Genomic DNA, 16,620 nt, shown 5'->3' on the forward strand with positions numbered 1-16,620 from the left:
CCTTGGCGGGGACCCCTGCGGAGCCTGCGTCAGGCGGTTGCGGTTACTTGATCGCCTTGATCAGCTCGTCGATGTCCTTCGGCTCCAAGCCGCGCATCAGCGTCAGGAACAGCTCGCTGTACGTGCGGAACGGGCTGACGTACCACTTGCCGTCGACCTCGGTGGCGACCACGCCGACGCCGTCCTTCAGCACCTGCGCGCCGACCCGGGCGATCACGTCGACCGCGGCGGACGGGATGTCGCCGCCGCCCTGCTGCTCGACCAGCTGCGTGATCTCGTCCGCGCACAGCCGCTGCGACTGGCCCTGGACCGTGGCGCTGTAGCAGTCGCCGTCCCGGCTGATCTCGACCGTCTCACCCTCGGCCTCGACGACCAGCTTGCGGATGGTCAGCTGCACGCCGCCCTTGACGTCCTTCGAGTCGGTCTCCAGCTCGACCAGCTTCGCGCCGGTGGCGGGGGTCTTGCCGGCCTGGTCCAGGATGACCGGGCCGACGTCCTGCAGCACGCCCATCTCGTCCGGCGGCAGCAGCGCGATGACGCCCTTGAGGTCGCCGTCGAGCGCCTTCTCCACCAGCTGCTTCGCGGCGTCGTTCGCCGAGCCCGCGCCGGCCGGCGCGATGCCCTGTGCGGGCCACTTCAGGTCCTCTTCCTCCAGCGCGGCGTGCGCGATGGTGTAGAAGAGGCTCGGGTACCACTCGTCGCCGACCTTGATGGTGGCGATGCCGATCGGCTTGCCGTCCCGGTCGGCCTTCTCCTTGGCGAAGTCCAGCGTCTCGGTCTCGGTGCCCGCCTTCTGCAGGTCCGCGCCCAGCGCGTCGACCAGCTTGTCGGTCAGCGGGATCTGCTTGACGTCCGAGGTGATCGTGATCTTGCCCTCGACCACCTTGTTGATCGTCAGGTGGTCGTTGACCTTCTCCGCGGCGGCGTCGTCGAACTTGATGCCCTCGCTCTTGATCTGGACACCGCTGAGCTTGTTCGGGTCCGCGTCGGGCTTGAGGATCTCCAGCCGCTTGGCCTCGCTGACCGTGGCCTCGGTGTAGTCCTTGCTGAGCTTGGCCTCGGCGGGCGCCAGGCCGTTCATGATGCCGAGGACGTCACCGCTGCCCAGCGCGCTGAGCAGGTTGTTCGCCGCGGTGGACGGGCTTTCCGCACCCGCGGCCGCGTCGTCGGAGCTGCGCAGCGCCCACACCGTGGCGACCGTGCCCGCGGCCAGCGCGAGGACGGCGACGACGGCGGTGATGATGAGGCCGGTGCGCTTCTTCTTGGGCGGCTCACCACCCGCGTAGCCGTACGGCTGCTGACCGTAGGGCTGCTGGCCGAAGTCCTGATGGTAACCGGCCTGCGGCTGGGCGAAGCCCTGCGGACCGGTCTGCGGGTAGCCCTGCTGCGGCTGCGGTCCGGTCTGCGGGTAGCCGCCCTGCGGGTAACCCCCCTGCTGGGGGTAGCCGCCCGGCTGGCCCTGCTGCGGGTAGCCCCCCTGCGGCTGGCCGTACGGGTTGTTCTGCGGTGGCCATTCGCCTCCGCCGCCACCTGGGTAGGTCACGGTGCTCCTCCTGGAGTGCTGATCGCTGTGCGGGATTTCGCGGTGAGCACGGTGATCGCCCCGGCGATCCCCAGCACAGCACCACCGAGGGTGGTCACCGGTCCGGTCAGGCTGATCCCGACCAGTGCCGCCTCGTTGCCCCCTTGGACGGCGGCAAGTGCCGCCACCGTTCCCGCAATCGTGCCAAACACCAGTGCGAGCCATGCCGCGATCCGGTGAAAACGCACCGCCCAAAGCACCACACAGCACACCGCCAACGGGGTGAGTGCCACCCACACGCCGCGCACGACCTCGCCCGGCACACCGCTCAACCCGGCGAAACCACGCAGAGCGAGCACCTCGTAACTGGTCCGCGTGACCGTGCCGGAGCGCAGCCAGGGCAGGAAGAACCCCACCACGGCCGTGACCAAACCGATAACTCCGAGCACCGCGCCCGTCCAACGCCTGGTGGTCGGCTCCGCCGAAGGTGTCCCGCGCACCCCGACATGCTCGCAGGCTTGTGGGACGGTGGTGGCATGAGTGCACGGGACGTCATGGCCCTCGGCCGGCGCATCACCGCGCTCACCGGCGCCGGGGTGTCACTGGAGTCCGGTGTGGTGCGGTTCCGGTTCGACGCCGAGTCGTTCCTGACCTCGGCGCGGGTGCGGGGCGAGGTGTGGCGGTCCTGGCTGGACGATCCCCTGTGGACGGCCGAGCCGAACGCCGCGCACCGCGCGTTGGCGGGTTTGCAGCGGGCCGGTCGGGTGCGGTCGCTGCTCACGCAGAACGTCGACGGGCTGCACCAGCGCGCCGGGTCGGCGGTGCTGGAGCTGCACGGGTCGATGGCGCGTGTGGTGTGCGTCTCGTGTGGCGTCACGGGTGCGATGGGTGACGTTCTCGACCGGGTGCGCGCCGGTGACGTGCCACCGGACTGCGCGGTGTGCGGCGGGGTGCTGCGGCCGGCGGCGGTCGCGTTCGGCGAGCCGTTGGACGACGACGTGGTGCGGGCGGCGCGGATGGCCGTGCTGGACTGCGACGTGATGCTGGTGGTCGGGACGTCGCTCACCGTGGAGCCCGCCGCCCGGCTGGTGCCGTTGGCGGCGAAGGCGGGTGCGGCGGTGGTGATCTGCACCCTGGACCCGACGCCGTACGACTCGGTGGCGGCGGCCGTGGTGCGCGAACCGGCCGCGACGGCGTTGCCGGAGCTGGCCGCGGTGCCCGTGGTGGCGACCGGCCCGATCCGCACGTGGGGCGACCCCAGCACCTGGTGACCACTCGATCGTGGCACGGCCGGCGGTTCCGGCCGCGGGGCGAGCACCTGGTGTGCCTGAGCGCGCGTGCTGCTCGACCTCGACCAGGTAACCGCCCGCCGCGCGATACGGGGTCCCGCCCTTGACCTGCGCGGCAATCGTGTCGCCGGTGGTCTTCCCGTCCGCGGCGGAGGAGACGTGCAGGTCCTCGCCGAAGTCGGTGCGCCCGTCGATCCGGTGCACGACGTGGCCCTGCTCCCGGAGCAGGGCGGTCAGGCGGTTGCGCGCCCGGTCTTCGACGATGCGGTTCGGGCGCACGGTGCTCACCCGCCGACTCCAGGCGTGCCTTCCCGGCGTCCGGACCTCGGCCGCGGTGTGCGAACGGTAGCCCGACGAAGGGCCGGTCAATAAGGTCACCACGTATGCGCGTACCCCTGACTGTCGCCGATTTCCTCCACCGGGCGGAGCAGGTCTTCGCCGACACCACGGCCTGCGTCGACGAGCCCGTGCAGGCCGCCGCGCCCGTGCCTACCACCACGTACGGCGGGTTCGCCGACCGCGTCCGGGCCTGGCAGGCCGGGTTCGACGCGCTCGGGGTCGGCGAGGGCGAGCGGGTGGCCGTGGTCAGCCACAACTCGGCCCGGTTGCTCGAGCTGCTGCACGCGGTGCCCGCGAGCGGGCGCGTCGCGGTCCCGGTCAACTTCCGGCTGCGGCCCGACGAGGTGTCCTACATCGTCGAGCACAGCGGCGCGTCGGTGCTGCTCGTGGACCCCGAGCTGGACCTCGGCGGCGTCACGGCGCGGCACCGCTTCGTGCTCGGCGAGCAGACCGACACCGAGCTGATGCGCTTCGGCACCGAACCGCGGCCGTGGCGCGAGCCGGACGAGGACGCCACCGCCACGATCAACTACACCTCCGGCACGACGGCCCGGCCCAAGGGCGTCCAGCTGACCCACCGCAACATCTGGCTCAACGCGGTCACGTTCGCCCTGCACGCCCGCGCCTGGGAGCGCGACGTCTACATGCACGTGCTGCCGATGTTCCACTGCAACGGCTGGGGCATGCCCTACGGCCTGGCCGGCCTCGGCGTGCCGCAGGTCGTGCTGCGCAAGGTCGACGGCCGGGAGATCCTCACCCGCGTCCGCGACCACGGCGTCACGCTGATGTGCGGCGCGCCCGCCGTCTGGAACGCCGTGCTCGACGCCGCCCGGGACTGGGACGGCGAGGTCCCCGGCCGCGACCGGGTCCGCGTCATCTGCGCGGGCGCGCCGCCGCCCAGCCGCACGATCGCCCGCGTGGGCGAGGAGCTGGGCTGGGAGTTCCTCCAGCTCTACGGCCTGACCGAGACCTCGCCGCTGCTCACGTTCAACCGCACCCGCCCCGCCGACGACGCGCTGCCCGCCGAGGAACGGGCGCGCAAGCTCTCCCGGGCGGGCGCGCCGGGGCTGGGTGTGCGCCTGGAGGTGTCCGACAGCGGCGAGGTGCTGGCCCGCGGGAACGTCGTCATGGCCGGCTACTGGGAGAACCCGGAGGCGAGCGCCGAGGCGCTGGCGGGCGGCTGGTTCCACACCGGCGACGGCGGCGAGCTGGACGACGAGGGCCACCTGACCATCTCCGACCGCAAGAAGGACGTGATCATCACCGGCGGTGAGAACGTGTCGTCCATCGAGGTCGAGGACGCCCTGTTCGCCCACCCCGCGGTGGCCGAGGCGGCGGTCATCGGCGTGCCGCACGACAAGTGGGGCGAGACGATCAAGGCACTGGTCGTGCGGGCCGAGGGCGCGGAGGTGACCGAGGCGGAGCTGATCGCGCACTGCAAGGCCCGGCTCGCGGGCTACAAGGCGCCGACCTCGGTCGAGTTCCGCGACGCCATCCCGCGCACCGCCACCGGCAAGGTGCAGAAGTTCAAACTCCGCCGGCCGTACTGGGCCGACCTCGACCGCAACGTCAACTGACCGTGATCGCGTCACCCGGGTGAGGGCTTTCCCAGGCGTCCGGTGTGACCCGTGTGGCTGATGTTCACACCGAGTCCATTGGAAACGATGAGGCACGAGTGGCACAGTCGACCCCGGGTAGCGCCGTTCGGCGTAACGCCGTTCGGCCGAGTGCGCGGGGAGGGCGGCAGTCGTGACTCGATGGATCATCCCGGTCGTGATCGCGTTGACCACCGCGATCGGGCTGGGGGACGCCGCGCACGCGGTGCCGCCACCGCCGCCCAACCCCAGTGACGCCGAGATCGACGCCGGCCGGCAGCAGGCCGACGCCAAGGCCGCGCGCGTCGGTGAGCTGACCGGTCGGCTCACCGACGCCGAGGCGCGGCTGCGGGAGCTGACCGACGACGTCGCGTTCAAGCTGGAGCTCGCCAACAAGGCCCGGGTGGACCTGGACACCGCCCGGACCGAGGCGGACCGGGCTCGTCGGGAGGCCGACGCGGCCCGGGTCGAGGCCGAGGCCGCGGGCCGGGCCGTCGAGGACGCCCGCGTGCGGCTGGACGAGTTCGCCGCCGCCAGCTACGAGCAGGGCAGCGTGGTCGGGTCCGTCTCGGCGTACTTCGGCGCGACCAGCCCCGAGGACCTGCTCGCCCGCGCGCAGTTGCTGCAGGCCGTCAGCGAGTCGAGCCTCAACGCGCTGGACGACGTCGAGCGCAGCCGCGCCGAGCAGGCGAACAAGGACTCGGCGGCCCGGGCCGCGCTCGACCTGGCCGACCGGAAGCAGTCCGCCGCCGACCAGGCCAAGCGGGACGCGGACGCGGCGCAGACCGCCGCCGTGCAGGCGCAGCAGGGCCAGGCCGCCGCCGCGCGGGGCATCCAGGACGAGAAGACCCGGGTCGAGGGCGAGCTGGACCAGGCGTTGCACGCGGTCGAAGGGCTCGAAGGCCAGCGCGACCGGTACGACCAGTGGCTCGCCGACAAGCGCCGTGAGGACGAGGAAGCCGCCCGCCGGGCCGCGCTCGCCGCCGCCGCGCCGGCACCGCAGGCACCGCGGCCGCCCCGCCCGGTGACCGCGCCGGTGAGCGGCAGCGTGGAGACCGTCGTCGCCCGGGCCATGGGCCAGCTCGGCGTGCGGTACTCGTGGGGCGGCGGCAACTACGACGGCCCCACCGTCGGCATCCGCGACGGCGGCATCGGCGACGCGCACGGTGACTACTACAGCGTCGGCTTCGACTGCTCCGGGCTGATGATGTACGCGTTCGCCGGCGCCGGCGTGTACCTGCCGCACTACAGCGGCTACCAGTACAACGCCGGTCGCAAGGTGCCGCTGTCCCAGGCGCAGCGCGGCGACATGCTGTTCTGGGGACCGGGCGGCGGCACGCACGTCGCGCTCTACCTCGGCGGCGGCATGATGGTCGAGGCGCCGTACTCCGGCTCGCACGTCCGGGTCGCTCCGGTCCGGTACGGCGGGATCATGCCGTACGCGACGCGCGTGCTCTAGCCGTCAACGACGATCGCCGACCGGGTCGAAGCGGAGGGCCCGGATCTCCTCCCGCAGCGCGCGGACCTCCTCGCGCTGGGCCCGCACCTCGTCCAGCACCCGGTCGTCCATCCCGGCGCGTGACGGCGCGGCCTCCGACTCCATGGCGCCGCACACCACCGCGATGAACAGGTTCAGCATGGTGAACGAGCCGACCAGCAGGTAGACCAGGAAGAAGACCCACGCCCACGGCCGGGTCGCCATCAGGTCGCGCATCACGTCCGACCAGCCGTCGCCGGTGGTGATCTGGAACAACGTCAGCACGGTCGCGCCGAGGTCGCCGAACCGGGGGTCGCCGCTCGTGCGGAACAGGTTGATGGCGACCACGCTGCCGACGTACAGCATCAGCACGAGCAGCCCGGACAGCGACAGCAGACCCGGGATCGACTTCACCAGCGCGGTCACCACGCGGCGCATGCTCGGCACCATCGCGACCAGCCGCAGCGCGCGCAGGATGCGCAGCGCCCGGACCACCGACAGCGGCCCGGCGGTCGGCAGGAGGGCGACGCCGACGACGGCGAAGTCGAAGCAGTTCCACGGGTCGCGGAAGAACCGGGGCCCGTGCGCGTACAGCCGTGCGACCAGTTCGAGGACGAAGACCGCCAGGGCGGCGCTGTCCAGCACGTCGAACAGCTCGCCGTAGGAGCCCACCAACGCCGTCGACGTCTCGCAGCCGAGGGTGATCGCGTTGACCACGATCACCGCGATCACGAACCGCTGGAAGCGCCTGCCGTCCACGACATCGCGGACGCGGTCGCGCAGAGCCATGCCGAACTCCTCCTGCACGCGTCGGGGATCTTGCTCGATCGAGCACCGCCCCATCGGCGCACGGTCCGCACGGCTTGAGTCGATTCACCACATCGAGCGCAAGAATGCCGATTCCACGCGGGTGCGGTCGTCGTCCGGACGTGTGTTTCGGCCGCAGGGGATTTCGCCGTCCCGCATGCCTCGCGCGGATCCCGCCGGAGCGGGGTCCGCGCCCCCGCGTCAGCGGTCCATCAAGGCGAACACGCCCCAGCCCGGGTACTCGCGTTCGTAGCGCGCGTACCGGACCGGTGCGGTGGTGAGCTCGGCGCGCAGCACGGGCGCCGGCTCGTCATCCGGGTTCCGCTCCAGCCAACGACGGGTGCTGAGCCACTGCGCCGCGACGTAGCGGTCCCGGGTGTCCCGGTCGGCCGGCACCACCTCGACCACGTCGCAGCCCGGCTCGTCGACCCGCGCCAGGAGCCCGGGCAGCGACGGGTAGTCGTCCCGGCTGGTCGCGTGGCTGCCCTCCACGGCGGCCCGGTCGGGCGGGGTCCGCCGCCGGAACGGGTGCCCCACCAGCAGCAGGCCGCCGGGGCGCAGGCTGCGCCGCAGCAGCTCCACCGTGCCGGGCCCGCCGTCGCCGATCCAGGTGGCGCCGACGCACGCGGCGACGTCCACCGGTTCGTCCGCGCCGTGGCCCGCCGCGTCCCGGTGCACGAACCCCACCCTGTCCGTCACGCCCAGCTCGGTCGCGCGGGCCCTCGCCGAGGCGGGGAACGTCGCGCAGAGGTCGACGCCGGTGCCGGTGAGCCCGTGATCGCGGGCCCGGGTGCACAGCAGCCCGCCCGAACCGCACGCCAGGTCGAGCACGTGCCGTCCGGGACGCGGGCGCAACGCCCGCCCGAGGACGGCCGGCTTGGCGTCGCCCAGCGGGTTGTGGATGCGGTGGTCGCTTTCGCGGATGGTGAAACCACGGGGTACGTCCACTTGCGGTCGTCCTCACGTCCAGGGGATCGGTCGGCGGTGAGGTCGGGCACGGCCGCCGGCGACTGCCCACAGGGTTTGCCGGTGCGTCTCGATTGGTCTGTCCACAGTAGACCCCGGGTGGATATGAACCCCTATTCGGTGCGATCTCGGAATGGCCACCCCGGAATTGCGGAGAAATGGTCCCGATCACCCGAATGCGCGGCCTGGATTCGGTAGCGTCGATGGGCACAGGGAGGAAGTCAAGTCCAGGGGGGACCATGACGGCCGGCCGCTTGATTCTCGACGACGGCGAATTGACCTACCAGAGACGGGGCGACGGGCCGCCGGTCGTGCTGCTGCACGCCGGTGGCCTCTCGGACGCCCTGTGGGACCGCCAGTTCCCGCTGCTGGCGCGGGACCGCATTGCGGTCCGGTACGACGCGAGGGGCCACGGCGGGTCGTCGCCGGTGACCGGCCCGTTCTCCCACCACGAAGACCTGGAGCACCTGCTCGACGGGCTCGACCTCGACCGGGCGACCCTGGTCGGGCTGTCGCTGGGCGCCCGCACCGCGGTGGACTTCGCGCTCGCCCACCCCGACCGGGTGGCGGACCTGGTGCTGGTCGGTCCGGGCGTGAGCGGGATGGAGGTCGAGGACCCGTTCACCGTGGACCTGATCGCGCGGCTGCGGGCGTCGACCACGGTGGACGAGGTGGCGGAGTGCCTGCTGCGGATGTGGGTCGACGGCCCGCACCGGTCGCCGGACGAGGTGGACCCGGCGGTGCGGGAGCTGTGCCGCGGCCTGACCGCCCACGCCGTGGCGCGCGGCGCGTTCGGCACCGCGCCGGACGAGCTGCACGCGGTGGACCGGCTGCACGAGCTGCGCGCGCGGACGCTGGTCATCGTCGGCGACCTCGACTCGTCGGACATCCACGGCGTGGCCGACCGGCTGTGCGAGTCCGTGCCCGGCGCGGAGAAGGTCGTCGTCGCGGGCGCCGGCCACCTGGTGAACCTCGACCGGCCGGACGAGTTCGACCGGGCCCTGCTGCGGTTCCTGCGCGCGTCGCGATGAACGGCGGCTTCCACCAGGCGGTGCTCGAACGGGCCGACGCCGCCGTGCTGGTGGTCGATCCGAGCGACCTGGGCGTCCGGTGGGCGACCCCGGCGGCCCGGCGGTTGTTCGGCGGCGCGTCCGGCCTGCTGCCCGACCTGGTGGCGAACGGCGACTCGGCGGCGGTCGGCACGTTCCTGCAGGCGGTGAGGCGGGCGGGCGCGTCGCGGTTGACGTGCGCGGTGCCGGTGGAGGGCTCCGCGCACCGGCGCGTCGACCTGATCGCCCGCGACCTGAGCGCGGACCCCGACGTGCGGGGCCTGGTGGTGGTCGCGCTCGACGTCACGGGCTGGGCGGCGACGGCCGACGAGCTGGGCAGCAGGCTCAACACCGACGCGCTGACGGGCCTGGCGAGCCGCACCGGGTTCCTGCCGCGGCTGGAGCAGGCCGTGCGCGGCGGACCGGGCCCGGTGCTGGTGTTCCTCGACCTCGACCGGTTCAAGGAGGTCAACGACTGCCACGGGCACGCCGCGGGTGACCACGTGCTGCGCCTGGTCGCGTCCCGGCTGGCCGCGGTGGTGACCGGGCGCGGCACGGCGGCCCGGCTCGGCGGCGACGAGTTCGCCGTGCTGCTCGACGAGCTGGACGAGCAGCAGGCCATCGCGGCGGCGCGGGAGATCCTGGCCGTGATCGCCACGCCGGTGACGTTGGACGAGGGGGTGATCCGGCTGTCGGTGTCGGCCGGCATCACGTTCGTCCGGCCCGGCCACGGCGCGGAGGACCTGCTGCACCAGGCGGACCTGGCGATGTACCGGGCGAAGACGATCGGCCCGGACGGCGTCGCCGTCTACGACCAGGACCTGGAGGACTGGGCGCTGGCGCGCAAGCACCAGGTGGACCGGCTCGCCGAGCGGCTGGAGGAGCTGCACGCGGAGAACCGGGCGCTGGCCGAGGCGGCGACCATCGACCAGCGGACGGGCCTGCCGAACCCGGCGACGTTCGACGCCGACCACGCCCGCCGCAACCGGGTGGGCGAGCCGTACAGCCTGCTGCTGGTCGACATCGACCGGTTCCACAGCTACAACACGCTGTACCGCTACCTGGCCGGGCACGAGACGCTGCGCAAGGTCGGCGAGGCCATCGACCGGAGCACCCGCGCGGGCGACCGCGCCTACCGGTACGGGGGCGAGGAGTTCACCGTGCTGCTGCCCGCCACGCGGCTGGACGGTGCCCTGGCGCTGGGCGAGCGGATCCGGCAGGAGGTGCAGCGGCTCGGGCTGGAGCACCGGGGCAACCCCGGCGGCGTGGTGACGGTGTCGATCGGCGCGGTGGAGGTCCGCGCGGGCGCGTCGGTCACCGACGCGGTGGAGGAGGCCAGCGTGGCGGTGCTGGAGGCCAAGGACGCGGGCCGCAACCTCGTGGTCGGCCGCCGCGCCGGGGGCTGAGCCTCACGCGGCGAGCGCGTCCAGCAACCACGAGTGGGCCGCGCCGACCGTGACCTCCTCGCCGGTCACCGTGCCGACCAGGTGCCAGTACCGGCGCAGCCGGGGATCGCCCTCGACCGCGGTCCGCGCGCGCAGGGCACGGCGGAACGCGGGGGTGTCCCGCCGGCCCAGCACCTCCGCGTAGGACCGCACGAACAGGTCCAGCGCGGGCCCCGGACCGGGCGGGCGGCCCGCCGACACCAGCGGGCGGGCCGCGTCGCACGCCCGTCCCACGCCGTCGTGCAGCGCGCGCTGGTCCGGGACGCGGTCGCGAGTGGACAGCAGGTGGCGCAGGGACCGGTCGGCGGTCAGCGCGACCATCCCGGCGTAGGCGAGCACCTGCTCGGGCGTCGGGTCGGCCGGTGGCGGCGGCGCGCTCACGTGGAGGAACATCTCGAGCGTGTCCGCCGGCGCGGGCCCGAGGTAGCACCGGCTCCAGAACGACGTCAACGAGTCCCGCACGGCCCGGCCGTCCGGCGCGGCGGCCAGCAGCGCCAAGCGCGCGGCCCGCGCGGCCGGCGGGGCGTGCTCGACCGCGCGCAGGGCCGCCCGACGCCACGCGATCTCCGCCAGCGCCACGTCGAGTGCCGCCCGCTCCGCCGCGACCGCGTCGGCCAGCGACCGCCGCCCGGCCAGCACGTCGGTGATCACGGGCAGCCCCAACCCGAGCGCGCGCAGCTCCCGGACCGTCCGCAGCCGGTCGACGGCGGCCCGGTCGAACCGCCGGTGCCCACCCGCGCTGCGGGCCGGTTCGAGCACGCCTTCGTCGCAGTAGAACCGGATGGTGCGCACCGGCACCCCGGTCAGCCGCGCCAGGTCGCCGATGCCCAGCACTGTGTCCCCCGTCACGATCGGTCGAACCTCCACCCGGGTGCCGTTCCTACGGTACGGCCATGCCGACCCCCGAACGCCTCGCCGTGGGCTTGCTCGAGCAGACCTCCGCTGTCGCCGCGCACGTCCGCGACTTCACCGCGACCGTGCCGACCTGTCCGGAGTGGACGGTGCGCGACCTCGTCGCGCACATCGGTCAGGAACACCGCTGGGCCGCCGCGATCGTGCGCTCCGGCCTGCCCGTCGCCGTGCCCGACCCCCGGGACCAACCGGTCCCCGGCGACTGGGCCGCGTGGCTGCGCGACGGCGCGGTGGCGTTGATCGAGGCGGTCGGCGACGGCGTCACGCCGGTGTGGACCTACTTCGGCGACGGTCCGTCCGCGTTCTGGCTGCGGCGGATGCTGCACGACACCACCATCCACCACGCCGACCTCGCGGGCCGGGACGCGCTGATCCCGGCCGACCTCGCCGCCGATGCCCTGGACGGCCTGCTGGAGCTGCTGACCGCGCCCGGCGCGCCCACCCTGAAGCCGGCTCTGGCCGAGCTGCGCGGCGACGGCCAGGTCGTCGTGCTGAACCCGCACGGCGGGCCGCCCTGGACCATCACCCGAGGACCGGCCGGTCCGACGTGGCGACGGGGCGACGGCGCCGCGGACGTCACCGTGACGGCGAGCGCCCGCGACCTGCTGCTCGTCGCCACCCGGCGGCTGTCGCCGGACGCCGCCGGCGTGACCGTCTCCGGCGACCGTGCCCTCCTCGACCACTGGCTCACCCGGACGGCGCTTTGAGCGGCCGTTCGGCCCAGTCGACGACTACTCACAGTAGAGAACTGGCTGAGTTCGATTGCGAGTCAATGAATTCACCTGGGCCGTTCTGGTGAATGCAGTCACGGTCAGTTAGTAATGGCTGTGCCTCACGACTCGATGCAGCACTTCTCCGACGGCCTCTCCACCCTGGTGCTGGCCTACGTCGTCTCCGTCGTCGGCTCGCTGATCGGCCTCGCCTGCATGGCCCGCGCCCAAGCCGAGCGCGACCGCGCCGTCAAGGCCCGCTGGACCGTGCTCGGCGCGTTCGCCATCGGCGGTGTCGCCATCTGGCTCATGCACTTCATCGCCATGCTCGGCTTCGACATCCCCGGCGCGACGATCAAGTACTCGGTGCCGCTGACCGCGCTGTCCGCCGTGGCGGCGATCGGTGTGGTCGGGATCGGGCTGTCGCTGGTGACGCTCGTCCGGTTCACCAGGATGCGGCTGCTGCTCGCCGGCCTGCTCGCCGGGCTGGGCGTGGCCGGCATGCACTACCTGGGCATGTCCGCCATCCGGTTCCGCGGCGGGATCTCCTACGACCCGGTGCTGGTGGCGCTGTCCTGCGTGATCGCGGTGGTGGCGGCGACCGCCGCGTTCTGGTTCACCCTGGTCGTCAAGACCACCCCGGCGCGGATGGCGGCCGGTTTGATCATGGGCGTCGCGGTCACCGGCATGCACTACACCGGCATGGCCGCCGTGCGGGTCACCACCGACCCGGACGCCGCCGCCCCGCAGGGCGCGGCCGTGTTCGACCTGGTGTTCCCGGTGTTCGTGACGAGCGCGCTGGTGGTCGCGGCACTGCTGTGGATGCTCTTCACCTCCGACGACGACGCGCTGGGCGAGGCCGCCTGACGGCTACCGTGGGCGCGTGTCGTGGTCGGCGGTGGTCCTCGCGGGTGGTCGGGGCAGCAGGTTGGGCGGCGTCGACAAGGCGTCGGTCGTGGTCGGCGGGCGCACACTCCTCGACCACGTGCTGGACGCCGTCGCGCTCGCCGAGCGGACCGTCGTCGTGGGTCCGCGCAAGGCCGGCGTGCCCGGCGTGACCTGGGCGCGGGAGGACCCGCCCGGCGGTGGACCCGTCGCCGGACTGGCCGCGGGGCTCGCGCACGTCACGACCGACCTCGTGGTGGTGCTCGCGGTGGACCAGCCGGGCATCACCCGGTCCACGGTGGACCGCCTGCTCGCGGCCATCGGCGACACCGGCGCGGTGCTCGTGGACGACGAAGGGCGCTCGCAGTGGCTCATCGGCGCGTGGCGCACCGCGGCGTTGCGCCGAGCGCTGCCGCCCGACCCGCGCGACGCGTCGATGAGGTCCGTCCTCGGCCCGCTGGACGCCGTGCCCGTCACCGCCCGACCGGGTGAGGCGCGTGACGTCGACACCCCGCGCGACCTGACCCCGTGACCGGGACCAAGATCCGGTGCGGACGGCGTGAGCTGCGCCGCTGCCCGAATCCGGGTCCGACCCCCTTCACAAGAGCCACACCGTCGGCAGGGGAGACTGGGCCACCGTCGTACAACCCTGTCGAGGAGGACCTTTGTCCGAGCCCGCCGCCGAGGCGACCCACACGCCGGCTCGTGACGCCCAGTTGCTCGAACGCACCGTGTTCGAGGTCAAGCGGGTGATCGTCGGTCAGGACCGGCTGGTCGAGCGGATGCTCGTCGGCCTGCTGGCCAAGGGCCACCTGCTGCTGGAAGGCGTGCCCGGCGTGGCCAAGACGCTGGCCGTGGAGACGTTCGCCAACGTCGTCGGCGGCTCGTTCTCCCGCGTCCAGTTCACCCCCGACCTGGTGCCCGCCGACATCCTCGGCACCCGCATCTACCGCCAGGGCAGCGAGAGCTTCGACGTCGAGCTCGGCCCGGTGGTCGCCAACTTCGTCCTCGCCGACGAGATCAACCGCGCGCCCGCCAAGGTGCAGTCGGCGATGCTGGAGGTCATGGCCGAGCGGCACGTGTCCATCGGCGGCAAGACGTTCCCGATGCCCACCCCGTTCCTGGTCCTGGCCACCCAGAACCCGATCGAGAACGAGGGCGTCTACCCCCTGCCCGAGGCGCAGCGCGACCGGTTCCTGTTCAAGATCCAGGTCGAGTACCCGACGGCCGAGGAGGAGCGGGAGATCGTCTACCGGATGGGCGTCGAGCCGCCGGTGCCCAGCCAGGTCCTCGGCCCGGACGAGCTGGTCCGCCTGCAGGGCGTGGCCTCCCGGGTCTTCGTGCACCACGCGCTGGTCGACTACGTGGTGCGGCTGGTCATCGCGACCCGCGCGCCCAAGGAGCACCAGCTCACCGACGTGGCCGGGTGGGTCGCCTACGGCGCCTCGCCGCGCGCCAGCCTCGGCATCATCGCCGCCGCCCGCGCCCTGGCGCTGGTGCGCGGGCGCGACTACGTGCTGCCCCAGGACATCGTGGACGTGGTGCCGGACGTGCTGCGGCACCGCCTCGTGCTGTCCTACGACGCGCTGGCCGACGGCGTGCCGCTGGACCACATCATCACCCGCGTGCTCCAGACCGTGCCGTTGCCGCAGGTCTCGGCCCGCCCGCAGACGCCGCAGCCCGCGGGCAGGCCGTGACCGAGCCGAACCCGACGACCGGCGAGCGGCCGAACTGGGCGCCACCGGTGCTGCACGGCGGCCGGATGGAAGCGGCGCTGCGCACGCTCGAGCTGGAGGTGCGCCGCCGGCTCGACGGGCTGCTCCAGGGCAACCACCTGGGTCTGGTCCCCGGACCGGGTTCCGAGCCCGGCGAGGCACGGCCCTACCAGCCCGGCGACGACGTGCGGCGGATGGACTGGGCGGTCACCGCGCGCACCACCGTGCCGCACATCCGCGAGACCGTCGCCGACCGCGAGCTGGAGACGTGGCTCGCGATCGACCTGTCGCCCAGCCTCGACTTCGGCACGGCGGCGTGCGAGAAGCGCGACCTGGTGGTCGCCGCGACGGCCGCGGTCGCGCACCTGACCCGCGGCGGCGGCAACCGGATCGGCGCGCTGGTGTCCACCGGCGAAGACCTCGTCCGGGTGCCCGCGCGCGGTGGCCTGGCGCACTCGCGCGGCCTGATCCGCAAGGTCGCCGAGACGCCACGCGCGCCCGAGGGCACCCGCGGCTCACTGGCCGACGTGGTCGAGCAGTTGCGCCGCCCGCCGCGGCGGCGCGGCCTGGTCGTGGTGATCTCCGACTTCCTCGGCGGCACGGAGTGGCAGCGCCCGCTGCGCGCGTTGTCCGCCCGGCACGACCTGGTGGCCATCGAGGTGATCGACCCCCGTGACGTCGACCTGCCCGAGGTGGGCACGGTCGTGCTGGCCGACCCGGAGTCGGGTCGGCAGCGCGAGGTCGTGGCGTCACCGCTGCTGCGCCGGGAGTTCGCCGCCGCGGCGGCCGAGCACCGCGCCGAGGTGGCCGCGGGCCTGCGCCGCGCCGGTGCCGGCCACCTGGTGCTGCGCACCGACTCGGACTGGATCGCCGACACCGTGCGGTTCGTCGTCGCGCGCAAGCGCCGCTGGTCGGGAGGGGTGGCCTGATGAGCCTGTCGGGTTTCACCGCGCCGTGGTGGTTCCTGCTGCTGGTGGGCGTGGCGGCGCTGGCCGCGTTCTACGTGGTGCTGCAGCGCGTGCTGCGCAAGCGGACGCTGCGGTTCGCCAACCTGCCGATGCTGGAGAAGGTCGCGCCCAAGCGGCAGGGCTGGTACCGGCACGTGCCGGTGGCGTTGCTGATGGTCGCGTTCATCGCGCTGACCGTGGCGCTGGCCGGGCCGACCGCCGAGCAGAAGGTGCCGCGCAACCGCGCCACCGTGATGCTGGTGATCGACACGTCGCTGTCGATGAAGGCCACCGACGTGCAGCCGTCCCGGCTGGAGGCCGCGCAGGTGGCCGCCAAGTCGTTCGCCGACGGGCTCACGCCGGGCATCAACCTGGGGCTGATCTCGTTCGCGGGCTCGGCGACCGTGCTCGTCGCGCCGACCACCGACCGTGCCGCGGTCACGCAGAGCATCGACGGGCTCAAGCTCGCCCAGTCGACCGCGACCGGTGACGCGATCGTGGCGGCGCTGGCGGCGATCGACTCGTTCGGCAAGGTCGTCGGCGGCGCGGACGGACCACCGCCCGCGCGGGTCGTGCTGATGACCGACGGCAAGGAGACCGTCGGCACGCGGGACGCGTTCGACGCGGCCGAGGACGCGAAGAAGGCGGGCGTCCCGATCTCCACGATCTCGTTCGGCACCGAGGAGGGTGTCGTCGAGATCGAGGGCCGGCGGCAGGAGGTGCCGGTGGACGACGACTCGATGAAGGAGATCGCGAAGCTGTCCGGCGGCGAGTTCTTCAAGGCCGCGAGCGCCGAGGAGCTGCGCCGGGTGTACGACACGCTGGGCGAGCAGATCGGCTACGAGAAGAAGCAGGCCGACGCGTCGCGGCCGTGGGTGACGCTGGGCACCGTGCTGGGGATGATCGCCGTGGCGGGCGCGCTGCTCTTCGGGCAACGTCTGCCGTGACGCGGCAGTATGTCG

16 protein-coding genes are annotated in these 16,620 nt (G+C 73.3%); 11 read left to right on the forward strand and 5 right to left on the reverse strand.

The genetic code is table 11. The features are described 5' to 3' along the window. Positions 1-43: 43 nt before the first annotated feature. Entirely contained in the window at positions 44-1,543 is a 1,500-nt protein-coding gene (locus tag FHX81_RS41495) for a proline-rich domain-containing protein (protein ID WP_141982835.1), read from the reverse strand. Then, positions 1,540-1,941 (reverse strand): hypothetical protein, encoded by a 402-nt coding sequence (locus FHX81_RS35365; RefSeq protein WP_141982836.1) that lies wholly within the window; start codon positions 1,939-1,941, stop codon positions 1,540-1,542. Before FHX81_RS35365 ends, FHX81_RS41495 begins: the two co-directional genes overlap by 4 nt. Before the next feature lie 117 nt (positions 1,942-2,058). Between FHX81_RS35365 and FHX81_RS35370 the strand changes: the two genes are divergently transcribed. The 3 genes from FHX81_RS35370 (at position 2,059) to FHX81_RS35385 (ending at position 6,204) form a co-directional block, all read left to right on the forward strand. Next, complete coding sequence (locus FHX81_RS35370; RefSeq protein ID WP_141982837.1) at positions 2,059-2,793, forward strand: SIR2 family NAD-dependent protein deacylase; 735 nt, start codon at positions 2,059-2,061, stop codon at positions 2,791-2,793. Between the two features lie 401 nt (positions 2,794-3,194). Next, on the forward strand, positions 3,195-4,727 hold the full coding sequence (locus FHX81_RS35380; protein WP_141982838.1) for an AMP-binding protein: 1,533 nt from the start codon (positions 3,195-3,197) through the stop codon (positions 4,725-4,727). 172 nt (positions 4,728-4,899) lie between these two features. Beyond that, the gene (locus FHX81_RS35385) at positions 4,900-6,204 is read left to right on the forward strand and encodes an NlpC/P60 family protein (RefSeq protein ID WP_141982839.1); all 1,305 of its coding nucleotides are present in this window, start codon (positions 4,900-4,902) and stop codon (positions 6,202-6,204) included. Between the two features lie 3 nt (positions 6,205-6,207). Here FHX81_RS35385 and FHX81_RS35390 read toward each other — a convergent pair whose 3' ends face one another. Both FHX81_RS35390 and FHX81_RS35395 read right to left on the reverse strand, forming a co-directional pair. Next, a complete protein-coding gene (locus FHX81_RS35390) occupies positions 6,208-7,011 on the reverse strand; it encodes an ion transporter (RefSeq protein WP_141982840.1) in 804 nt (267 codons plus the stop codon). 219 nt (positions 7,012-7,230) lie between these two features. Then, complete coding sequence (locus tag FHX81_RS35395; protein ID WP_141982841.1) at positions 7,231-7,977, reverse strand: SAM-dependent methyltransferase; 747 nt, start codon at positions 7,975-7,977, stop codon at positions 7,231-7,233. 293 nt (positions 7,978-8,270) lie between these two features. On the opposite strand from FHX81_RS35395, the gene FHX81_RS35400 reads away from it, so the two are divergent. Together FHX81_RS35400 and FHX81_RS35405 are read left to right on the forward strand one after the other, a co-directional pair. Continuing rightward, positions 8,271-9,026: an alpha/beta fold hydrolase gene (locus tag FHX81_RS35400; RefSeq protein ID WP_246108130.1), complete on the forward strand. Its 756-nt coding sequence runs from the start codon at positions 8,271-8,273 to the stop codon at positions 9,024-9,026. After that, positions 9,023-10,450 (forward strand): sensor domain-containing diguanylate cyclase, encoded by a 1,428-nt coding sequence (locus FHX81_RS35405; protein ID WP_141982843.1) that lies wholly within the window; start codon positions 9,023-9,025, stop codon positions 10,448-10,450. The genes FHX81_RS35400 and FHX81_RS35405 overlap by 4 nt, the downstream gene beginning before the upstream one ends. Positions 10,451-10,453: 3 nt before the next feature. On the opposite strand, the gene FHX81_RS35410 is transcribed toward FHX81_RS35405, so the two are convergent. Next, entirely contained in the window at positions 10,454-11,338 is an 885-nt protein-coding gene (locus tag FHX81_RS35410) for a MerR family transcriptional regulator (RefSeq protein ID WP_141982844.1), read from the reverse strand. A 44-nt stretch (positions 11,339-11,382) separates the two neighbouring features. Between FHX81_RS35410 and FHX81_RS35415 the strand changes: the two genes are divergently transcribed. The 6 genes from FHX81_RS35415 to FHX81_RS35440 all read left to right on the forward strand — a co-directional run bounded on the left by FHX81_RS35415 (position 11,383) and on the right by FHX81_RS35440 (position 16,605). After that, on the forward strand, positions 11,383-12,108 hold the full coding sequence (locus tag FHX81_RS35415) for a maleylpyruvate isomerase family mycothiol-dependent enzyme (protein ID WP_141982845.1): 726 nt from the start codon (positions 11,383-11,385) through the stop codon (positions 12,106-12,108). A 114-nt stretch (positions 12,109-12,222) separates the two neighbouring features. Beyond that, entirely contained in the window at positions 12,223-12,978 is a 756-nt protein-coding gene (locus FHX81_RS35420; RefSeq protein ID WP_246108131.1) for an MHYT domain-containing protein, read from the forward strand. A gap of 16 nt (positions 12,979-12,994) precedes the next feature. Then, positions 12,995-13,528, forward strand: a complete 534-nt coding sequence (gene mobA / locus FHX81_RS35425) for a molybdenum cofactor guanylyltransferase (protein WP_141982846.1) — start codon at positions 12,995-12,997, stop codon at positions 13,526-13,528. Between the two features lie 133 nt (positions 13,529-13,661). Then, positions 13,662-14,693 (forward strand): AAA family ATPase, encoded by a 1,032-nt coding sequence (locus FHX81_RS35430; RefSeq protein ID WP_141982847.1) that lies wholly within the window; start codon positions 13,662-13,664, stop codon positions 14,691-14,693. A 65-nt stretch (positions 14,694-14,758) separates the two neighbouring features. Further along, positions 14,759-15,640 carry a DUF58 domain-containing protein gene (locus FHX81_RS35435; protein ID WP_246108336.1) on the forward strand — a complete coding sequence of 294 codons (882 nt, stop codon included), beginning with the start codon at positions 14,759-14,761 and terminating at the stop codon, positions 15,638-15,640. Continuing rightward, positions 15,640-16,605, forward strand: coding sequence for a VWA domain-containing protein (locus tag FHX81_RS35440; RefSeq protein ID WP_141982849.1), 966 nt, complete (start codon positions 15,640-15,642; stop codon positions 16,603-16,605). The genes FHX81_RS35435 and FHX81_RS35440 overlap by 1 nt, the downstream gene beginning before the upstream one ends. Positions 16,606-16,620: the final 15 nt, after the last annotated feature.

The organism is Saccharothrix saharensis, assembly GCF_006716745.1.
In the GTDB taxonomy this organism is placed as follows: Bacteria; Actinomycetota; Actinomycetes; order Mycobacteriales; family Pseudonocardiaceae; genus Actinosynnema; species Actinosynnema saharense.